Annotated in this window: 18 protein-coding genes; 10 read left to right on the top strand and 8 right to left on the bottom strand. The window is 37.9% G+C overall.

Annotation, left to right across the window (positions count from 1 at the left end; all coding sequences use genetic code 11):
* The first annotated feature begins 13 nt into the window (after positions 1-13).
* The 4 genes from UXI14_RS07685 to UXI14_RS07670 are packed head-to-tail and all read left to right on the top strand — an operon-like array spanning position 14 to position 2,623.
* Complete coding sequence (locus tag UXI14_RS07685; RefSeq protein WP_277899656.1) at positions 14-274, top strand: DUF3098 domain-containing protein; 261 nt, start codon at positions 14-16, stop codon at positions 272-274.
* A gap of 20 nt (positions 275-294) precedes the next feature.
* Positions 295-1,089: an undecaprenyl-diphosphate phosphatase gene (locus UXI14_RS07680; protein ID WP_335965641.1), complete on the top strand. Its 795-nt coding sequence runs from the start codon at positions 295-297 to the stop codon at positions 1,087-1,089.
* A gap of 9 nt (positions 1,090-1,098) precedes the next feature.
* Positions 1,099-1,794: a tRNA pseudouridine(55) synthase TruB gene (gene truB, locus UXI14_RS07675; RefSeq protein ID WP_335965640.1), complete on the top strand. Its 696-nt coding sequence runs from the start codon at positions 1,099-1,101 to the stop codon at positions 1,792-1,794.
* A 43-nt stretch (positions 1,795-1,837) separates the two neighbouring features.
* Positions 1,838-2,623, top strand: coding sequence for a hypothetical protein (locus tag UXI14_RS07670; protein WP_335965639.1), 786 nt, complete (start codon positions 1,838-1,840; stop codon positions 2,621-2,623).
* On the opposite strand, the gene UXI14_RS07665 is transcribed toward UXI14_RS07670, so the two are convergent.
* Positions 2,606-3,217, bottom strand: a complete 612-nt coding sequence (locus tag UXI14_RS07665; protein WP_335965638.1) for a thioredoxin family protein — start codon at positions 3,215-3,217, stop codon at positions 2,606-2,608. The two genes, UXI14_RS07670 and UXI14_RS07665, sit on opposite strands and share 18 nt — an antisense overlap.
* Before the next feature lie 82 nt (positions 3,218-3,299).
* On the opposite strand from UXI14_RS07665, the gene UXI14_RS07660 reads away from it, so the two are divergent.
* Entirely contained in the window at positions 3,300-3,869 is a 570-nt protein-coding gene (locus tag UXI14_RS07660) for a DNA-3-methyladenine glycosylase I (RefSeq protein WP_335965637.1), read from the top strand.
* On the opposite strand, the gene aat is transcribed toward UXI14_RS07660, so the two are convergent.
* The 3 genes from aat to UXI14_RS07645 all read right to left on the bottom strand — a co-directional run bounded on the left by aat (position 3,853) and on the right by UXI14_RS07645 (position 6,070).
* On the bottom strand, positions 3,853-4,503 hold the full coding sequence (aat, locus tag UXI14_RS07655) for a leucyl/phenylalanyl-tRNA--protein transferase (RefSeq protein WP_335965636.1): 651 nt from the start codon (positions 4,501-4,503) through the stop codon (positions 3,853-3,855). The two genes, UXI14_RS07660 and aat, sit on opposite strands and share 17 nt — an antisense overlap.
* 286 nt (positions 4,504-4,789) lie before the next feature.
* Complete coding sequence (locus tag UXI14_RS07650; protein ID WP_277899663.1) at positions 4,790-5,170, bottom strand: DUF3127 domain-containing protein; 381 nt, start codon at positions 5,168-5,170, stop codon at positions 4,790-4,792.
* Between the two features lie 27 nt (positions 5,171-5,197).
* A complete protein-coding gene (locus UXI14_RS07645) occupies positions 5,198-6,070 on the bottom strand; it encodes a flavin reductase family protein (RefSeq protein ID WP_335965635.1) in 873 nt (290 codons plus the stop codon).
* A gap of 186 nt (positions 6,071-6,256) precedes the next feature.
* Between UXI14_RS07645 and UXI14_RS07640 the strand changes: the two genes are divergently transcribed.
* Positions 6,257-7,399 carry a HAMP domain-containing sensor histidine kinase gene (locus tag UXI14_RS07640; RefSeq protein WP_335965634.1) on the top strand — a complete coding sequence of 381 codons (1,143 nt, stop codon included), beginning with the start codon at positions 6,257-6,259 and terminating at the stop codon, positions 7,397-7,399.
* A gap of 21 nt (positions 7,400-7,420) precedes the next feature.
* The gene (locus tag UXI14_RS07635; RefSeq protein WP_335965633.1) at positions 7,421-7,777 is read left to right on the top strand and encodes a hypothetical protein; all 357 of its coding nucleotides are present in this window, start codon (positions 7,421-7,423) and stop codon (positions 7,775-7,777) included.
* Here the strand turns inward: UXI14_RS07635 and UXI14_RS07630 are convergent.
* Both UXI14_RS07630 and trxA read right to left on the bottom strand, forming a co-directional pair.
* Positions 7,774-8,163: an HIT family protein gene (locus UXI14_RS07630; protein ID WP_277899667.1), complete on the bottom strand. Its 390-nt coding sequence runs from the start codon at positions 8,161-8,163 to the stop codon at positions 7,774-7,776. The genes UXI14_RS07635 and UXI14_RS07630 overlap by 4 nt on opposite strands.
* 91 nt (positions 8,164-8,254) lie before the next feature.
* Positions 8,255-8,572, bottom strand: coding sequence for a thioredoxin (gene trxA, locus UXI14_RS07625; protein WP_277899668.1), 318 nt, complete (start codon positions 8,570-8,572; stop codon positions 8,255-8,257).
* A gap of 255 nt (positions 8,573-8,827) precedes the next feature.
* Here trxA and UXI14_RS07620 point away from each other — a divergent pair, with 255 nt between their 5' ends.
* Together UXI14_RS07620 and UXI14_RS07615 are read left to right on the top strand one after the other, a co-directional pair.
* Entirely contained in the window at positions 8,828-9,250 is a 423-nt protein-coding gene (locus tag UXI14_RS07620; protein WP_335965632.1) for a hypothetical protein, read from the top strand.
* Positions 9,251-9,368: 118 nt separating this feature from the next.
* Entirely contained in the window at positions 9,369-11,270 is a 1,902-nt protein-coding gene (locus tag UXI14_RS07615) for a redoxin domain-containing protein (protein ID WP_335965631.1), read from the top strand.
* A 19-nt stretch (positions 11,271-11,289) separates the two neighbouring features.
* Here the strand turns inward: UXI14_RS07615 and dnaE are convergent, their stop codons facing one another.
* Positions 11,290-15,672 carry a DNA polymerase III subunit alpha gene (gene dnaE / locus UXI14_RS07610; RefSeq protein WP_335965630.1) on the bottom strand — a complete coding sequence of 1,461 codons (4,383 nt, stop codon included), beginning with the start codon at positions 15,670-15,672 and terminating at the stop codon, positions 11,290-11,292.
* A gap of 175 nt (positions 15,673-15,847) precedes the next feature.
* Complete coding sequence (locus tag UXI14_RS07605) at positions 15,848-16,297, bottom strand: PA2169 family four-helix-bundle protein (protein ID WP_335965629.1); 450 nt, start codon at positions 16,295-16,297, stop codon at positions 15,848-15,850.
* A 274-nt stretch (positions 16,298-16,571) separates the two neighbouring features.
* Between UXI14_RS07605 and UXI14_RS07600 the strand changes: the two genes are divergently transcribed.
* Complete coding sequence (locus UXI14_RS07600) at positions 16,572-17,003, top strand: TerB family tellurite resistance protein (protein ID WP_277899673.1); 432 nt, start codon at positions 16,572-16,574, stop codon at positions 17,001-17,003.
* Positions 17,004-17,050 lie beyond the last annotated feature (47 nt).

Raw genomic sequence — 17,050 nt, 5'->3', positions numbered from 1 at the left:
AAAAATAACGACCGTGAAAAACAAAAACACCCCTACAAATAAAGAATTTATCTTCCAGAAAAAGAATTACCTATTCATGTTTATTGGTTTGGCCCTTATTGTTTTAGGGTTTATCCTCATGAGCGGCGGAGGCAGCGACGATCCCAATGTTTTTAACCCGGAAATCTTTAGTTTTAGGCGAATACGCTTAGCGCCAACCGTCATACTTTTGGGCTTTGCCGTAGAAGTATATGCAATCCTGCTAAACCCGAACAAGAAAAAGGAGAACCAATAATCCAAACTCCATAACAAAAAATGGAAGTAATAGATGCCATTATCCTTGGAATTATTCAGGGGCTTACCGAATTTTTACCAGTTTCTTCCAGTGGGCACTTAGAATTAGGGAAAGCCATCCTTGGCGACCATTCCATCCCACAGGAAAGCCTGCTTTTTACCGTGGTTTTACATTTTGCCACCGCATTGAGCACAATGGTAGTTTTTAGAAAAGATATTCTGGAAATCTTAAAAGGCATATTTCAGTTTAAATGGAATGACGAGCTAATATTTTCATTAAAAATAATCGTATCCATGATCCCAGCAGCACTTATCGGGTTTTTCTTTGAAAAACAACTGGAGCTCCTGTTTAATGGCAATATCCTTTTGGTTGGGTTTATGCTTATAGTTACCGCCCTTCTTTTGTATTTGGCCGACAAGGCAAAACATACCGGAAAGCCGGTAAGCTTTTCAAATGCATTTGTAATTGGCATATCGCAGGCCATAGCAATGCTTCCCGGCATATCGCGATCGGGAGCCACCATTTCTACGTCTGTTTTACTGGGAAACGATAAATCCAAAGCGGCCCGTTTCTCTTTTTTAATGGTAGTCCCTCTCATTTTCGGAAAAATTGCCAAAGATATCCTTGGAGGAGAGCTTTCAATGGAAAGCCATAATACAGGCACCTTGGCCATTGGGTTCATGGCTGCTTTTATTTCGGGCATACTGGCATGTACCTGGATGATAAAACTGGTTAAAAACAGTAAATTGGCCTATTTTGCCATTTATTGCTTTATTGTTGGGCTTATTGCCATTGCATTAGGTTATATTTATTAAAATTTCTTTATGGTTTATACTGAAGAAAACATAAAAAACGGACACGTATTATTAATAGACAAGCCTTTAACCTGGTCTTCGTTCCAAGCGGTCAACAAAATAAAATGGGCCATTAAAAAAAAATTCAACCTTAAAAAAATAAAAGTAGGGCATGCCGGAACTTTGGACCCATTGGCTACCGGACTGCTCATTATCTGCACGGGAAAATTCACAAAAAAAATACCCGAACTACAAGGACAGATTAAAGAATACACGGGAACCATTACCTTGGGCGCCACAAGACCATCGTACGACATGGAAACCGAAATAGACAAAACTTTTCCAACAGCACATATCTCCGAGGAACAAATAAAAAAGGCCACCCAAGATTTTATAGGTGAAATAGACCAGCTCCCCCCGGTTTTTTCAGCATTAAAAAAAGATGGAAAAAGGCTCTACGAATTTGCCCGAGAAGGAAAGGAGGTAGAAATAAAGCCCCGAAAAGTAACCATTTCGACATTTGAAATAACTCAGATAGAGATGCCCAACATCCACTTTAAAGTAATTTGCAGCAAAGGAACTTATATCCGGTCGCTGGCTCATGATTTTGGAAAACACTTAAATTCGGGCGCCTATTTATCTGCCTTGCGAAGAACCAAAATTGGCAATTTCAACGTAAATAATGCTATAAGCCCAGATGCATTTGTAACAACACTGCAATCTTAAAAAGAATATTTTTTATCTTTAGCATCCAAGTCGTTTACAAATTATGAACTTAAAAGAAATAATAACAAAGCTTAATAACGCTAATGATACCATTATTAGCAAAATCAACGAGCTTAACAACAGGCAACTTTCCCTTATTATTACCTGTTGCACCATGGGTATTTTTCTTTTATTTTTATTGAACATACACCTTGCAGGTCAACAAAAAGAAGAATTCTTATACGAATTGAGTTTTGAAGAAGAATTGCCAAAGGATGTAATCCCGATGGAAGAAGAAATGAAGCTTACCGAGCTCGAAACGCATAAAGCATATAATGAAGCCGAAAAAAGTCAGTATGCCGACGAAGTAGACAACTTTAAAACCCTAGAAGAACTGGAACAAGAGGCCCAGGAAGCTGCTAGTGAAAACCCCAATAATTCCTTGGAAGCCAACAACGATCTATCTTTAAACGATGGTTATGCCAGTGAATATGCAAAAAAACTTAAAGAACAACGCGAAAAAATAGAAGCGCTTAAAAGAAAGGGAGATGCCCCCAAAATAAATATAAAAAGGCGTACCACCATTACCTATTCCTTAATAGACAGGATGCATGTTAAGCTTCCAAACCCCGTTTATACATGCGAAAGTTTTGGCAAAGTAGTTATAAACATAAAAGTAGATGGTTATGGCAACGTAACAGACGCCTCATACAACAAGGGCAGCTCCACTACATCCAACGGGTGCTTAATAGACAATGCCATTACATATGCCCTAAAAGCCCGGTTTACTGCCAAAAATGGCACCCCAGAACAGCTGGGAACCATTACTTATTTATTTCAGGGAGAGTAATTTTAACATATCTTCAACGGTATTTCTTCCTTTGTCTTTATTGTACCATACTTGTAGTTCTTGCTTAAATCCGGGTGTTAATTTACCGTGTTCTGCCTTAAAATTTTTTACCATTCCAGTAGCAATTGTTGGTCTTGGCCCCCAACAATCCAACACTTCAGAGACTTGTTCGTCGACCATGATGAGTTTCGGGATGGAACGGCTCCCCCTTGTCAAGAAATTGTCCATTAACTCTTTGTTTTCATCCCTTAAAACAATTTTCAAGGTAATAAACGGCGATGCTTCCGCTATTTTATTTATAATGGGCAATGTTTGTGCAGCGTCCCCACACCAGCTTTCGGTAATTACCAACCAAGTAAGCTTTTTAGCTGTTTTGCTTATTGCCGATAATTCTTCAGCCGATAACTTGGCAGTTTTATCCAGGCGCTTCATACGTTTTGCGTTCAATAAAGTATAGTGGCTCAATGCCTCGCTCTGCTCGTCTCCCGTAGACTTTTCTGCTTCGGCCAACGTATCTGTTAGCTTCCGGTAGGCTTTATATGTATAAGACTTTGAGATTGCATTTTTTATTAATTTCCTTACTGCTTCTTCCATAAAAATTATTTAAAAACTTTTGCTTTGCATAGATTTTATATCTTAGACAGGAAATTAGTATAACCTTACATTTTTGTTATCTATGAAAAGATGCGGCTGGTGCGAAGGCGACCCACTTTATGAGGCATACCATGACGAGGAATGGGGTGTTCCCGTTTATGACGATGACACTATTTTTGAATTCTTGATGCTCGAAACATTTCAGGCCGGCTTGAGCTGGATTACCATTTTAAGGAAACGCGAAAACTTCAGGAAGGCCTTTGATAATTTTGACTATAAAAAAATAGCCAATTATGGCGAAGACAAATTCAACGAGCTTCTTTTAGATGAAGGAATTATAAGGAACAGGTTAAAAATAAGGGCCACTATTGCCAATGCGGGGCTCTTTATGAAAATCCAAAAAGAATTTGGAAGTTTTAGCAATTATATTTGGGGATTTGTTGATGGAGAACCACTCCAGAATAAAGTTGATTATTATAAAGACGCGCCTGCAACCACCGAAATTTCAGATATGCTAAGCAAGGATCTTAAAAAACGTGGATTCAAATTTGTTGGTTCTACGGTAATTTATGCGCATATGCAGGCCACGGGAATGGTAAACGACCATGAAGTAAACTGTTTTAGGTACCAAGAAGTTAAAAGGCTGGCTTAGTTTTTTTTAAAATATCGATAAATTTTTTCCTTGGGATTTCCCGAGCACCCAAGGTATACAAATGGTTTGTATACAATTGGCAATCTAAGAGTTGGTAATTTTCGCGCTCCAGTTTTCTTGCTAAAAAAATAAAAGCTGTTTTGGAGGCATTGCTCATTTTAGAGAACATGCTCTCGCCACAAAATATATGGCCGAGGTCCACGCCATAAAGTCCGCCGACCAATTCATTATTGTGCCAAACCTCTACAGATTTTGCAATTCCCAAACTGTGCAATTTAGTATAAGCCTCGATTATTTCGGTATGTATCCATGTTCCGTTTTCGCCGGGTCGTTCTATTTTTGCACAATTCTTAATAACATCCTTAAAATTGGTGTTGTAAGTGACCTTAAAAATCCCTTTGTTTAAAACATTTCGCATACTTTTAGAAATCTTCACTTTAGAGGGAGGTAAAACCATCCGTGGGTCGGGGCTCCACCATAACAACAGGGAGTTTTCATCGTACCAAGGAAAAATACCTTCCCGGTAGGCTTCTTTCAATCTTTTTATGGATAAATTTCCGCCAACAGCTACAATTCCATCTTCAGAAGCACTTTCAACAGGAGGAAATCTCATGTCATTAGTAAGAAAAAACATCCTTTTTATTGATTTTGATTAACTTTTTTCTAAAAATTAGCATAAAAATAAAATTTAACTTGGTTTTATGTAATAATTATTACAATTTTGAACTTGCCTTTGCAACCAATTATTTTCATCATTGCTTTTTGAGTTTAATGCATTGGCAAACCTAAAACCACAACATTAAGTCCCGGCTAATAAACCGGGGCTTTTTTATTGCCCAAGGTTTAAAGACTAAAAAAGGCCCCGAAAGGCCTTGGTTATTTATTTTTGTTTATCAAACTCGTTCAATTTTTTCCCGTTTTTAAAAAGGTAGATCATCATGATCGTCCTCATTAAAATTGTTTGCCGGTTCAAAGGCATCTTCGGGTGGCATGGGCGGCATTTCTGGGGCACCTCCGTTTTCAACGGCCAAGTTCTCGATACGCCATCCTTGAATAGAGTTAAAATATTTTGTTTCCCCTTGTGGGTTTACCCATTCCCTTCCTCTTAAATTAATGCTCACTTTTACGGGCTGCCCTACTTGGTATGCGTTTAAAAGATCGCATTTATCCTGTATAAACTCAATCATTATATGCTGTGGATACTGCTCTTCCGTAGTAATTACCATTTCGCGTTTTCTAAAACCATTGTTCCCATAAGTTTTAGTTTCATCAATCAACTTAATTTTTCCTTGTATTTCCATGCTTCAAAATTATTAAAATATATCCAATTATTTTGCCAATAAAACTTTCCATGCAGAAAGCACATCATTTTGGGCTATAAATTCTTGTGCTTTTTTATGTATTTGCTCCGTGTCGTCTGTACTTAATACTTCTCGTATTTTAATAGAACCCTCTATATAGGTATTTATTTCTTCTTTTGTGGGTAATTTATCAACATTTCCCAAAATTCCAAGGTCGTTTCCCGTAAGTATTTTACTGTAACGGATGTGCGAAGGGATATTATCGACCCCAATTCCTATAGAAGACAATGGTTTTGGAACTTCAAACATTCCTAGATTGGCCCTACAGTACCAATTACCGCCCATACGGCTTACCAAATCTATTTTATGTTGATCTATTTTCCCGTCGGTTCCCAGAACGGCTTCGTTTATATGCATTTTTAATACTTCGCATACAATTAAGTTTCCGGCACCGCCTTCATCTCCCAAGGCTATCACTTCATTTACTTTACATTCAAACTGTACGGGCGATTCTGCAACCCGAAAAGGCTTTACCGTATCTGATTTTAGCATGGTCAATCCAGACTTTTCAAATTCGTTTACCTCTTTAGGGTATTCGGTGCTGCTTAAAGATGCCTGCTGGACAATTGCAAAATTTACAATATTTACTACAACTTCTTTGGTCTCCAATACATTTTCCAAGGTGTGTTTTGTAGAGTTGTCCCTCACTCTTCTGTTGGCAGAAAAAATCATTACGGGTGGCTTAGAGCTGTACACGTTAAAAAAACTAAAAGGAGAAAGGTTTACGTTCCCGTCTTTGTCCATCGTACTGGCAAAGGCAATTGGTCTGGGAGCCACGGCACTTAATAAAAAACCGTGGAGTTCGGCCGTTGAGACCGTTTTAGGATCTATTGATAACATAGTGTCATTTTAAACAAAAATAGCTTAAATAAAAGAGGTGCAAAAATGTTTTTATCTTTGGTTGAAAATAAGGCGGATTGTTTTTTGAATGAGAAAAAATTATTCTGTTTATAGAAAACAATAAAATTGAAGCATTTACTTTATATTTATGCAACCAACAAAAGCCATGAACCTTTTTCTTAAAAAATGAAAAAAACCACTCGTTGGATATTAATAGCGTCCTCTTTTATTATAGTTATTTCCATTTTGTGGAACACGTATGTTTTTTTTCAGAAATTCAAGGATGAAGAACGTACCAAAATGAAAATATGGGCCGAAGCCCTAGGGGAATTCCTTCAAACCACCGATCTGGACCGCGATCTTGGCAACCTTACCCTGGCCGTAATAAAAAACAACACCAGCACGCCCATGATATATGTTGGAGACGACGGGGAGATTACCTCCAATAATTTACCTGAAAAAAAAGCAAACGATTCTTTATATATCCAGCGCAAAATAAAAAAGTTCAAGGCCGAAAATGCCCCTATTGAAGTAACCTTTAGAAACGATAAATACGGCACCCTGTATTATGGAAATTCTGATGTGCTAAACAATTTAAAGTATTATCCCGTTGCATTAATCCTGATAATAGTTCTTTTTAGCGCGGTAGTTTATTTTTTTTATAAGACTTCCAAAATAGCCGACCAAAACAAACTTTGGGCAGGAATGGCCAAAGAAACGGCCCACCAAATTGGCACACCGCTTTCTTCGCTTTTGGGTTGGGCAGAATTGCTTAAGGCCGAAGATGTAAACCCGACAATTACCAATGAAATAGAAAAAGATATAGACCGTCTTTCTACCATAACGGAAAGGTTCTCCAAAATTGGCTCTATCCCCAAACTGGAATGCCTTGACATTGTAGAAGAAACAAAAAATACGTTTAACTACATACAAGCTAGGAGCTCTAAATTGGTAAATTTCAGTTTTAAGGCACCATCAGAAAAAATATATTGCTTGACAAATGACCAACTCTATAGCTGGACCATTGAAAATCTTATAAAAAATGCCATTGACGCCATGAAAGGAAAAGGAGATTTAACAATTGAAATCCTTTCAGATAAGAAAATAGCAAAGATCAACGTTATAGATACTGGAAAAGGAATACATAAAAGTGATTATATCAAGATATTCGAACCCGGATATACCACTAAAAAAAGAGGTTGGGGACTTGGATTATCATTGGTAAAAAGAATAATAGAAGATTATCACGATGGAAAAGTTAGGGTCTTACAATCTGCAATAGGAAAAGGAAGCATTATACAGATTGCCCTGAAAATAGAAGATTCGTAAATTAGTAAAAAAATAGCCCCTGTGGAAACCGTACAAAAAGAAATTAAAGAAGCCGCATTGACCAACAATTGCCCCGAATGTTTTTCTAATGAAGGCCTAATACTCACTTTTTACCAAAAACACATAAAAAGTGCCTGGTTTAAAAAAGCAACCGGTGAGATTACCGACAAAATTGTATGCAACAATTGCCATACCACTATTTACCCTGTGCGCTGGACAGAAGATATTGAAAGAGTAAGGGAGTTTTACCTAAAAACGGTAGAAAATCCAAAAACCTATTTTAAGCTCACAAAGCTTACTGTCTTTATATTGCTGGGAATTGTTATTGCAGCTATTGTTGTGTTTGTTTTAATGCAAAAACAACTGTTACTAGTTTAAAATGCCGCCCTTATTTTTTTGGCAATACCGTCCAGTTCTTCAGGGGAAAGACTGACTTTATGCTGAAAGGTCATTTCCGACATCGAGTTTAACGGGATTAAATGCACATGCACATGGGGAACTTCCAGGCCAACAACGGCTATTCCAATACGTTTGCAGTCTATTGCTTTTTCTAATGCCTTGGCTACTTTTCTGGAAAAAGCCATCAAGCCCAAATAAGCATCTTCATCTAGGTCGAATAGTTTGTCTGTTTCTTTCTTTGGGATACACAGCGTATGCCCTTCTGCATTAGGGTTAATGTCCAAAAACGCATAAAAGTCGTCGTTTTCTGCAATTTTATAACTTGGAATTTCCCCGCTGACTATTTTGGTGAAAATAGATGCCATTCAGTACATTTTAATGTTACAATACCTCTAAATTAAAAAAGGTTCGGCCAATTGCCAAACCTTTTGTTCAATTGAAAAGTAAAATTATTTTTTACAATAAAGAATCTATTGCTTCAGAATAAGTATTCTTTGGTGCTACGCCCACTTGTCTTCCTACAACTTCTCCATTTTGGAAAACAAGTACGGTTGGTATGTTTCGCACGCCATATTTGGCGGCAAATTCTTGGTTTGCGTCCACGTCTACTTTACCAACAACTGCTTTTCCTTCGTATTCATCGCTTAGTTGCTCTATAATTGGCGCAACCATTCTACATGGCCCGCACCATGCTGCCCAAAAATCTACCAATACAGGTTTTTCGCTCTTTAAAACTACCTCATCAAAAGTAGCATCTGTTATTTCTAAAGCCATTTTATTTTATTTTTAATGTTTGTTCAACGTTATTTAATACTGCAAATTTAGTCAATTATTTTTCCATTCCTTACAGTAGCCGCATTTGTTTTGACTATCAATCCATTAGGTTTTCTGATAGTTTTATGGACATTCTATTTTTGATTTTTTGAAAAGTTGCCACCTTCAACTAAAAAAATTAAATATCGTTAAACACATCTATAAGTACAAAATGTACGTATAAATTATACAGAAATTTTTTATAGATTTAACTAGATGAAAAAATCTATTTGTTTTTTTATACTCTGTTGTACCTGCTTTTTTACTGAAGCACAGCAAATTGTTTTGACAGACGAAGAATTGTTTGATTGGAAACTTTTAAAGGTAAAAGCATCTGCATATAACTCCACCCATAAACAAACCGTTGGAAACCCATCTATTGGCGCATGGGGAGATACTTTAAAGCCCGGGATGAAAGCAGTTGCCATATCCCGCGATTTACTCAAATTGGGCATATCGAGGGGCACTCCCATAAAAATAGAAGGCTATGATGGAATTTATTTTGTAAAAGATAAAATGAATGCCCGTTACCGGATGAAAATCGATATTTATATGGGCACCAACATTCAAAAAGCTAGAAATTTTGGCAATCAGCGGCTATTGATATGGTATGGTGTGCCAAAAAAACTAGAAGATTGATACTACATATAGAAACAAATACCTCATAAAAAACATTTGCTTTTCGACAAAAAACCTCACATTTTTTTTCGCGTAGAAAAAAATTCATACTTTTAATGATACTAACAAAAGCTTAATCATGAAAACAATAATTTATATATTTTCCATCCTTCTTCTTGTTTCTTGTCAAAGTGAAGCGGGCAAAGAAAACAACCTTAAAATAGGAAAATTAACCCTCAATAACGAAAGGCCAACACCCGGTGACAGCTTAAAAATTTCATACTCCGAAACAGCTCTCGACAGCATTGATGCCTATTTTTATTATATGGTAGATATGCAGGCATATCCTGTAGACATTCATTTTAAAAGTACTCCCGAACTCATTGGCAATGCATATATCCCAGACTCTGCCACTGCCATTGCCTTCAATTTTAAAAAAGGGGACACATACGATTTAAACAATAACAAAGGATACATAATTCCATTATACAACAACGAGGGACATATACTTCCGGGAAGCAAGGCTTCCATGGCAGCTTACGCCATATACAAAGGTTCCAATTTTGGTCTGGAAATCGATAAAGATTCCCTTGTAACCACTATTGAGGACGATATAGCGGCCTCTCCTGAAATTAAAGAAAAATGGAATACCTCTTATATAACCTTGACATACAATCAGAACCAGGCCAAAGGAAAAAAGCTTATTAATGAATACGTTAAATCTATCGTTGCCAAAGAAACACTTACCGAAGAAGACTATCAATCCATAGCAAGGATGTACGGGTTATCCCGTGACAAAAAGAAAACGGATTCAATAAAAATTATAGCTGCCGAAAAATTCCCCAACGGATATTTTGCAAAAGAAAGTTATATGGACAGCTTGTTTGCAACCAAAGATCTGGAAGAAAAAACAAAGGTTTACGAAGCATATGCAAAAAAATTCCCCAACGACAATGGCTGGAGCAAGACATGGGCCTTACAAACCATGGCCCGTTTGAATTATAAAAATGGAAATACCGATAAATTTAAGGCATATGCAAGTCAAATAAAATCAAAAGCAGATAAAGCCGGCATGTACAATGATATTGCTTGGAAAAATGTCGAAAAGGGGGAAAACCTTGATTTTTCTGCCGATATTTCAAAATCTTCCTTAGGGCTTGTACAATCATTAAGAGAAAATCCATCGAGTAAACCAAAGTTCTTATCTGTTAACCAATACAACGAAAGATTGGAAAGCACGTACCAAATGTACGCAGACACCTATGCCCTTATTTTATTTAAACAAGGAAACCTACTAGAAGCCATAAAATACCAAAAAGAAGCTATTGGAGATGGAAATTCGGTAGATGTTAATAAAAGGTATATAGAATTTTTAATAGCCGACAAACAATATGCAACCGTTATCAATACAGCAGAAAACTTTATTAAAAAAGGGAAATCCAACCCAGAAATACTCGATTATTACAAAACGGCCTACAAAGAAGTAAATGGTGAGGAAGGACTTGAAAATAAAATTGCTGAATTAAACGCAATGTCGCATAAAATATTAAAAGAAAACATTAAAAATGCACTCATCAACGAAGATGCTCCTCAATTTACATTAAAAGATATAGACAATAACAATATAACCCTTCCTTCATTAAAGGGAAAAGTAGTCATCCTTGATTTTTGGGCAACTTGGTGCGGCCCTTGCAAAGCCTCGTTTCCTGAAATGCAGGAGCTTGTAACAAAATACAAGAACAACGACAATGTGGCAGTTCTTTTTGTAAATACATTCGAGAATACCCCAAAACGCAAAGAAGATGTTCTAAAGTTTATTTCAAAAAATAAATATGACTTTCAAGTGTTGCTGGACAATCCAATAAAAAATTCCCGTGACTTTGAGGTGGCCAACCAATATGGAATTAGGGGAATTCCTACCAAAATAATCATTGGCCCGGATGGGAACATTCATTATCGTTCGGTAGGTTATGAAGGCGATGGCAAACTTATAGAAGAAATGGATATCTTGATTAATCTGTTAAAAGAAAAAAACGTATAATTTTACTTTCAATATACATTTAATTCAACTTATAAATAACGTCTTGCTTTTTTAATTCGGCCAGCAATTCATTTGAAATTTGCACCTTTTGCTTTCGGCTGGGCATGGTAAGCTTAATTTCATTTTCCATTTCGTATACAACAAAGTTAAGGGTATGGTCTCCTTTATGCATGGAAATTACATCTTTTAACGCATCAATACGCTCTTCCAAAACTTCTTCCAGTTTTAAGTGAATGGTCAATTTTCGGGCATATTTTTCCATTACGTCCTGTAACTGTTCCATAGAATTAAACTGCAACCTTGGTTCCCCCCTTTTCCCGGTCTCTCTGTTTACCCAACCTTCCCGTATGTAAGCTTTTATGTAGATAAATGAATTAATCATTAAAAAGTGACGGAATTTAAGGTATTCTTCCCCAAATATCCTAAACTCATAAGAATCGGTATAGTCTTCCACGGTAAAGGCAGCCCAGCCTTTACCATTTTTAGAGACCCGGTGCTGCACGTCCGATATAACTCCTGCAAAAGAAACCTCCCTATTTACAATTTCTTCCAGATTGTTAAAAGCACCCACTGTTCCGTTACAGAATACTCCTATTTCGGTTTTAAAGTCATCCAAAGGATGGCCGGAGATATAAATCCCGACTACTTCTTTTTCCCTTTTTAATTTTTCCATGGTTCCCCAAGTATCGCAAGGCGGTATTTGCGGTTCAGGAATTTGTACTTCACTGGCTTCTCCAAAAAGGCTTACCTGCGAAGAATTTTGATTTTCTTGAAACTTGGCGCCATACTTAATGGCCTTTTCCAAGAAAGTAACGCCGTCGCCCTCATCGTGAAAATACTGCGCACGATGTGTATTTATAAACGAATCGAAGCCCCCGGCCAAAGCTAGGTTTTCAAAGGCTTTTTTATTTGCGGCCCTCAAATCTATACGCTTGGCCAAATCGAAAACCGACCGGTACTTGCCGTCTTTTCTAATATCCACAATAGTATTTACGGCACCCTTTCCAACTCCTTTTATGGCACCCATTCCAAAACGGATTGCACCATCTTGGTTTACGGTAAATTTGTAGTAAGATTCGTTTACATCGGGGCCCAGCACTTCTATTCCCATTCGTTTACATTCTTCCAGGAAAAACGTAACCTGTTTAATGTCGTTCATGTTGTTGGATAGTACGGCCGCCATATATTCTGCGGGATAATTAGCCTTTAAGAATGCTGTTTGGTAACCAATCCAGGCATAACATGTGGAATGCGATTTATTAAATGCATAACTCGCAAAAGCCTCCCAGTCTTTCCAAACCTTTTCCAGAATATCGCGTGAATGGCCGTTTTTTTCGCCTCCGTCCAAGAATTTTGGCTTCAATTGTTCCAAAAGGGCAAAAATCTTTTTCCCCATTGCCTTACGCAGTACATCGGCTTCACCTTTTGTAAACCCGGCCAATTTTTGCGAAAGCAACATTACCTGCTCTTGGTAAACCGTAATCCCATATGTTTCCTTTAAATATTCTTCCATGGCTTCGAGATCGTACTTAATCTCTTCGTCTCCATGTTTCCTTCGGATGAAGCTCGGGATATATTCCAAGGGGCCGGGACGGTACAGTGCATTCATGGCGATAAGATCGGCAAAAACGGTAGGCTTTAAATCCTTCATGTGCTTTTGCATCCCCGCAGATTCATATTGGAATATCCCCACCGTTTCCCCGCGCTGAAAAAGCTCGTATGTTTTTTCGTCGTCCAAAGGAAATTCATCCGGGTTCAAATCTATATTATGCTTGTATTTTACCAGTTTAACGGTATCCTTGATAAGCGTAAGTGTTTTTAATCCCAGGAAATCCATTTTTAACAAACCGGCACTTTCCACTACCGAGTTGTCGAACTGGGTAACGTACAAATCGGAATCCTTGGCGATGGAAACTGGTACAAACTTGGTAATATCATCGGGGGTAATAATCACGCCACAGGCATGAATTCCTGTATTTCTAAGCGACCCTTCCAGCACCCTTGCCTGATTTATGGTAAGCGCTTCCAAGTCGTCGCCTTCGGCAATGTTTTTTAGTTGATGTACTTTTTCCAGTTCTTCCGAGCGCAAGGCTTCTTTTAGTTTGGCATCATCAAAACCAAAAATTTTTGCCAGCTTCATGTTTGGTATCAACTTGGCTATTCTATCGGCATCGTGCAATGGCAAGTCCAAAACCCTAGCCGTATCCCGAATGGAAGACTTGGCCGCCATGGTACCATATGTAATAATTTGAGCCACTTGATTAGCACCATATTTATCGATTACATAATCCATTACACGACTTCTTCCTTCATCATCAAAATCAATATCGATATCGGGCAGCGATACACGGTCGGGATTAAGGAAACGCTCAAATAGCAAATCGTATTCAATGGGATCCAGATTGGTAATCCCCAGACAATAGGCCACTGCCGAACCTGCTGCCGAACCCCTTCCGGGACCAACCGACACGTCCATTTCCCTTGCAGCCGCGATAAAGTCCTGCACAATAAGGAAATATCCGGGATAACCTGTATTTTCAATAACGCTCAACTCAAAGTCGAGGCGTTCTTTTATTTCTTCTGTAATTTCGGGGTAACGCCGTTTTGCCCCTTCATAAGTAAGGTGTTTTAAATATTTATTTTCGCCCCTTTTACCATTGTCATTTTTATCTTCTTCAACCAAAAATTCTTCTGGTATATTAAAGGCGGGCAATAATACGTCTCTTGCCAATTCGTAAGGTGTTACCTTATCAATAACTTCCTGTATGTTAAAAATGGCTTCGGGCAAGTCTTTAAAGAGCGATTTCATGGTATCGCCATCTTTATAGTAATATTCCTGATTGGGCAAGCCGTATCTATAGCCACGACCACGGCCAATGGGTGTGTCTTTCTTTTCGCCATCTTTTACGCACAATAAAATATCGTGTGCGTTGGCATCGTCTTTAGTGATATAATAGGTGTTGTTTGTGGCAATAAGCTTTACATTGTGTTTATTGGCCAGTTGTACCAACTCGGTATTCACACGGTTTTCATCTTCTTGGTCATGGCGCATAATCTCGACATACAGATCGTCACCAAATTGTTTCTTCCACCATAAAAGGGCTTCTTCGGCCTGTATTTCACCTACATTCAGCAATTTGCTAGGAACTTCCCCATATAAATTCCCCGTAAGTACGATAATGTCCTCTTTATATTTTTCAACTATATTTTTATCGATCCTTGGTACGTAATAAAATCCTTTTGTATAAGCAACCGATGACATCTTTGCCAAATTATGATACCCATTTTTATTTTTTGCCAGCATTACCACTTGGTAGCCATTGTCCTTTACCGATTTATCCAAATGATTTTCGCATACATTCAAGGTACAACCCACAATTGGTTTAATTTCTTTTTCGGTAGGAGCTTCGCCTTTGGCAATTGCCGCCTCGTTTTTGGATTTCACGGCTTTGTTATGGTTGCCCACTTCTTTTACAAAATGAAAGGCGCCCATCATGTTTGCCATGTCGGTAAGGGCCACTGCTGGCATTTTTGCCTTAGCCGTTGCCGCTACCAAATCTGCAATGCTCGATGTGGCCTGTAGGATTGAAAATTGAGAATAGTTATGAAGGTGGGCAAACTCTACTTCTTCTAATTCTTTTATGTTTTGATGAAGCTCTTCTTTTGATATTTCTTCTGAAGGTTCTTCTTTTGCCAACTGTTTTCTAATCTCTTCTGAAGCCTTTTTTAAATTGATGTGCCTCAGCCCGATCAATTCTATTGGCTGTGGGTTGGCTTCAGAAAAATTTCTGAAATAGTCGGGGGAAGCATCCAGTTCTTCAGCAGTAAAAACCCCTTTCCTTATTAATTCAAGAAAACAACGCGTTGTCGCCTCCACATCGGCCGTGGCATTATGGGCTTCGGCAAAAGGCTCGTTAAACAGGTATTCGTGAAGCTCGGTTAAGGTTGGAAGTTTAAACTTTCCTCCACGACCTCCAGGTATGCGGCACATTTCGGCAGTTGTTTCGGTACAGGTGTCTAAAACGGGAAGATCGATTAGATTGCTATTAATGCCGGCCCTGTAAAACTCGGCCCCCATAATGTTTACGTCAAAACCTACATTTTGGCCGACTATAAATTTGGATTTTGACAATGCTACATTAAATTTCCCTAATACTTCTTGAAGTTCAATACCTTCTTGTTGCGCCAATTCGGTAGAAATTCCATGTATTTTTTCTGCGTCAAAAGGAACATTAAAGCCTTCCGGCTTAATTAAATAATCCTGATGTTCTATTACGTTCCCCATTGCATCGTGCAATTGCCAGGCAATCTGTACAGCGCGTGGCCAGTTGTCAACATCGCTTATGGGAGCATCCCAACGTTTCGGCAATCCGGTGGTTTCGGTATCAAAAATCAGGTACATAAAATGCTATCGCTTTAGAATTGAAATAGTTAGTCGTAAGCAGACTCAAACCTTAAAATTAAGCATAATTTAAAGGAGATAAAAGGAGAAGTTTTTACGAGTTATTAACTATTTGGCATAAAAAAACCACCCCCACAACAGGAGCGGCTTTTACACAACTATTTTTTTTAATTTATCAAGAAACTATGCTCTCATAGCGCTTGGCATTGTTTACAGAATTTTTAATGGCATTGCGCTGCCTTAACAACATGGCCTCGGTTGAGCGCGGAAAAGAAGTTTCCTTTAAAATTTTGTCGTAATCTTCCAGGCTGGCCTTCTCGCCACGTTGAACTTCTTCCAAAATAGCTTCTTCATCATTCATGGACAACGTAGACTTTATATCCATCCATGCACGGTGTGCATCCCCGGTAAAACTCCCCGATTTTTCGGGTTTCTGCCCAAAAGAAATAATTTCCCGCTTTAGCTCGTCAACATATACATCTCTCTCTGTAGCCTTGCTTTTAAAATAGGTCTTTAAATTGGTGCTTTCTACGTTTTCGCTCGCATTTAAAAACCCTTTTTGGGCATCAATATTTTTCTCGAGCAACTCATTCATTTTTTTGCCAACATCGTCTGTATAACTCATTTTACTATAATTTAAAGTTTATAATTGTTTTTCCTTAAGTTACTGATACGATGCTCCAACCACAAAAATCCATACATGTTTGTGCCTATTTTAACTTAAACTCTTAAAGGAATTGTAATATTAATCTTTCGTCTTATTTTTATTTTACAGGATAAGTAAACATTCATGGATATATATTGACAGAAAAGACTTCAATTAGTGAAAAAATAGAAAATTTCCATAAAATAATTTAAGGGTTTATTTATCTTTGTGCCCACATTAAAAAATCATATTGATGTCAATTTCAGATTTATATTCTTCTGGTTTTAGAAACAGAAACCGCGATCATTTTGCGGCCATTGTTAGGGTTGCCCTTTCTGATGGTGAAATGACAGAAGAAGAAAAAGCATTTTTAGACCGTTTAGCAAGAAATTTAGATATTTCTCAAGAGCTTTACGACCAGATACTGGAAAACCCTTCGGCCTTTCCGGTAAACCCCCCTTCTTTATACGAAGCACGACTTGAAAGATTGTTCGACATAGCACGGATGATCTTTGTCGACCATATTGAAGACGAAGACGAACTGCGCATTATGAGGCGCTTAAGCATTGGACTAGGGTTTAGCCCCGACAATGTAGACCTCATCAATAAAAAGGCAATGGACCTTATCCATACCGGCGCAGACCTTGACACCTTCATGGAAGAAATAAAACGCATGAACCACTAATAAAATAGTGACAAAACAGAAGACTGCCCGAACAAGGCAGTCTTTTT

This window comes from Galbibacter sp. PAP.153 (assembly GCF_037029175.1).
Taxonomy (GTDB): domain Bacteria; phylum Bacteroidota; class Bacteroidia; order Flavobacteriales; family Flavobacteriaceae; genus Galbibacter; species Galbibacter pacificus.
This window is presented reverse-complemented; position numbering and strand designations above follow the sequence as displayed.

Bases quoted from the DNA above. Each gene is read 5' to 3' on its own strand.
- UXI14_RS07680 (WP_335965641.1), top strand. From the start codon at position 295: ATGGAAGTAATAGATGCCATTATCCTTGGAATTATTCAGGGGCTTACC.
- truB (WP_335965640.1), top strand. From the start codon at position 1,099: ATGGTTTATACTGAAGAAAACATAAAAAACGGACACGTATTATTAATA.
- UXI14_RS07670 (WP_335965639.1), top strand. From the start codon at position 1,838: ATGAACTTAAAAGAAATAATAACAAAGCTTAATAACGCTAATGATACC.
- UXI14_RS07665 (WP_335965638.1), bottom strand. From the start codon at position 3,217: ATGGAAGAAGCAGTAAGGAAATTAATAAAAAATGCAATCTCAAAGTCT.
- UXI14_RS07660 (WP_335965637.1), top strand. From the start codon at position 3,300: ATGAAAAGATGCGGCTGGTGCGAAGGCGACCCACTTTATGAGGCATAC.
- aat (WP_335965636.1), bottom strand. From the start codon at position 4,503: ATGTTTTTTCTTACTAATGACATGAGATTTCCTCCTGTTGAAAGTGCT.
- UXI14_RS07650 (WP_277899663.1), bottom strand. From the start codon at position 5,170: ATGGAAATACAAGGAAAAATTAAGTTGATTGATGAAACTAAAACTTAT.
- UXI14_RS07645 (WP_335965635.1), bottom strand. From the start codon at position 6,070: ATGTTATCAATAGATCCTAAAACGGTCTCAACGGCCGAACTCCACGGT.
- UXI14_RS07640 (WP_335965634.1), top strand. From the start codon at position 6,257: ATGAAAAAAACCACTCGTTGGATATTAATAGCGTCCTCTTTTATTATA.
- UXI14_RS07630 (WP_277899667.1), bottom strand. From the start codon at position 8,163: ATGGCATCTATTTTCACCAAAATAGTCAGCGGGGAAATTCCAAGTTAT.
- trxA (WP_277899668.1), bottom strand. From the start codon at position 8,572: ATGGCTTTAGAAATAACAGATGCTACTTTTGATGAGGTAGTTTTAAAG.
- UXI14_RS07620 (WP_335965632.1), top strand. From the start codon at position 8,828: ATGAAAAAATCTATTTGTTTTTTTATACTCTGTTGTACCTGCTTTTTT.
- UXI14_RS07615 (WP_335965631.1), top strand. From the start codon at position 9,369: ATGAAAACAATAATTTATATATTTTCCATCCTTCTTCTTGTTTCTTGT.
- dnaE (WP_335965630.1), bottom strand. From the start codon at position 15,672: ATGTACCTGATTTTTGATACCGAAACCACCGGATTGCCGAAACGTTGG.
- UXI14_RS07605 (WP_335965629.1), bottom strand. From the start codon at position 16,297: ATGAGTTATACAGACGATGTTGGCAAAAAAATGAATGAGTTGCTCGAG.
- UXI14_RS07600 (WP_277899673.1), top strand. From the start codon at position 16,572: ATGTCAATTTCAGATTTATATTCTTCTGGTTTTAGAAACAGAAACCGC.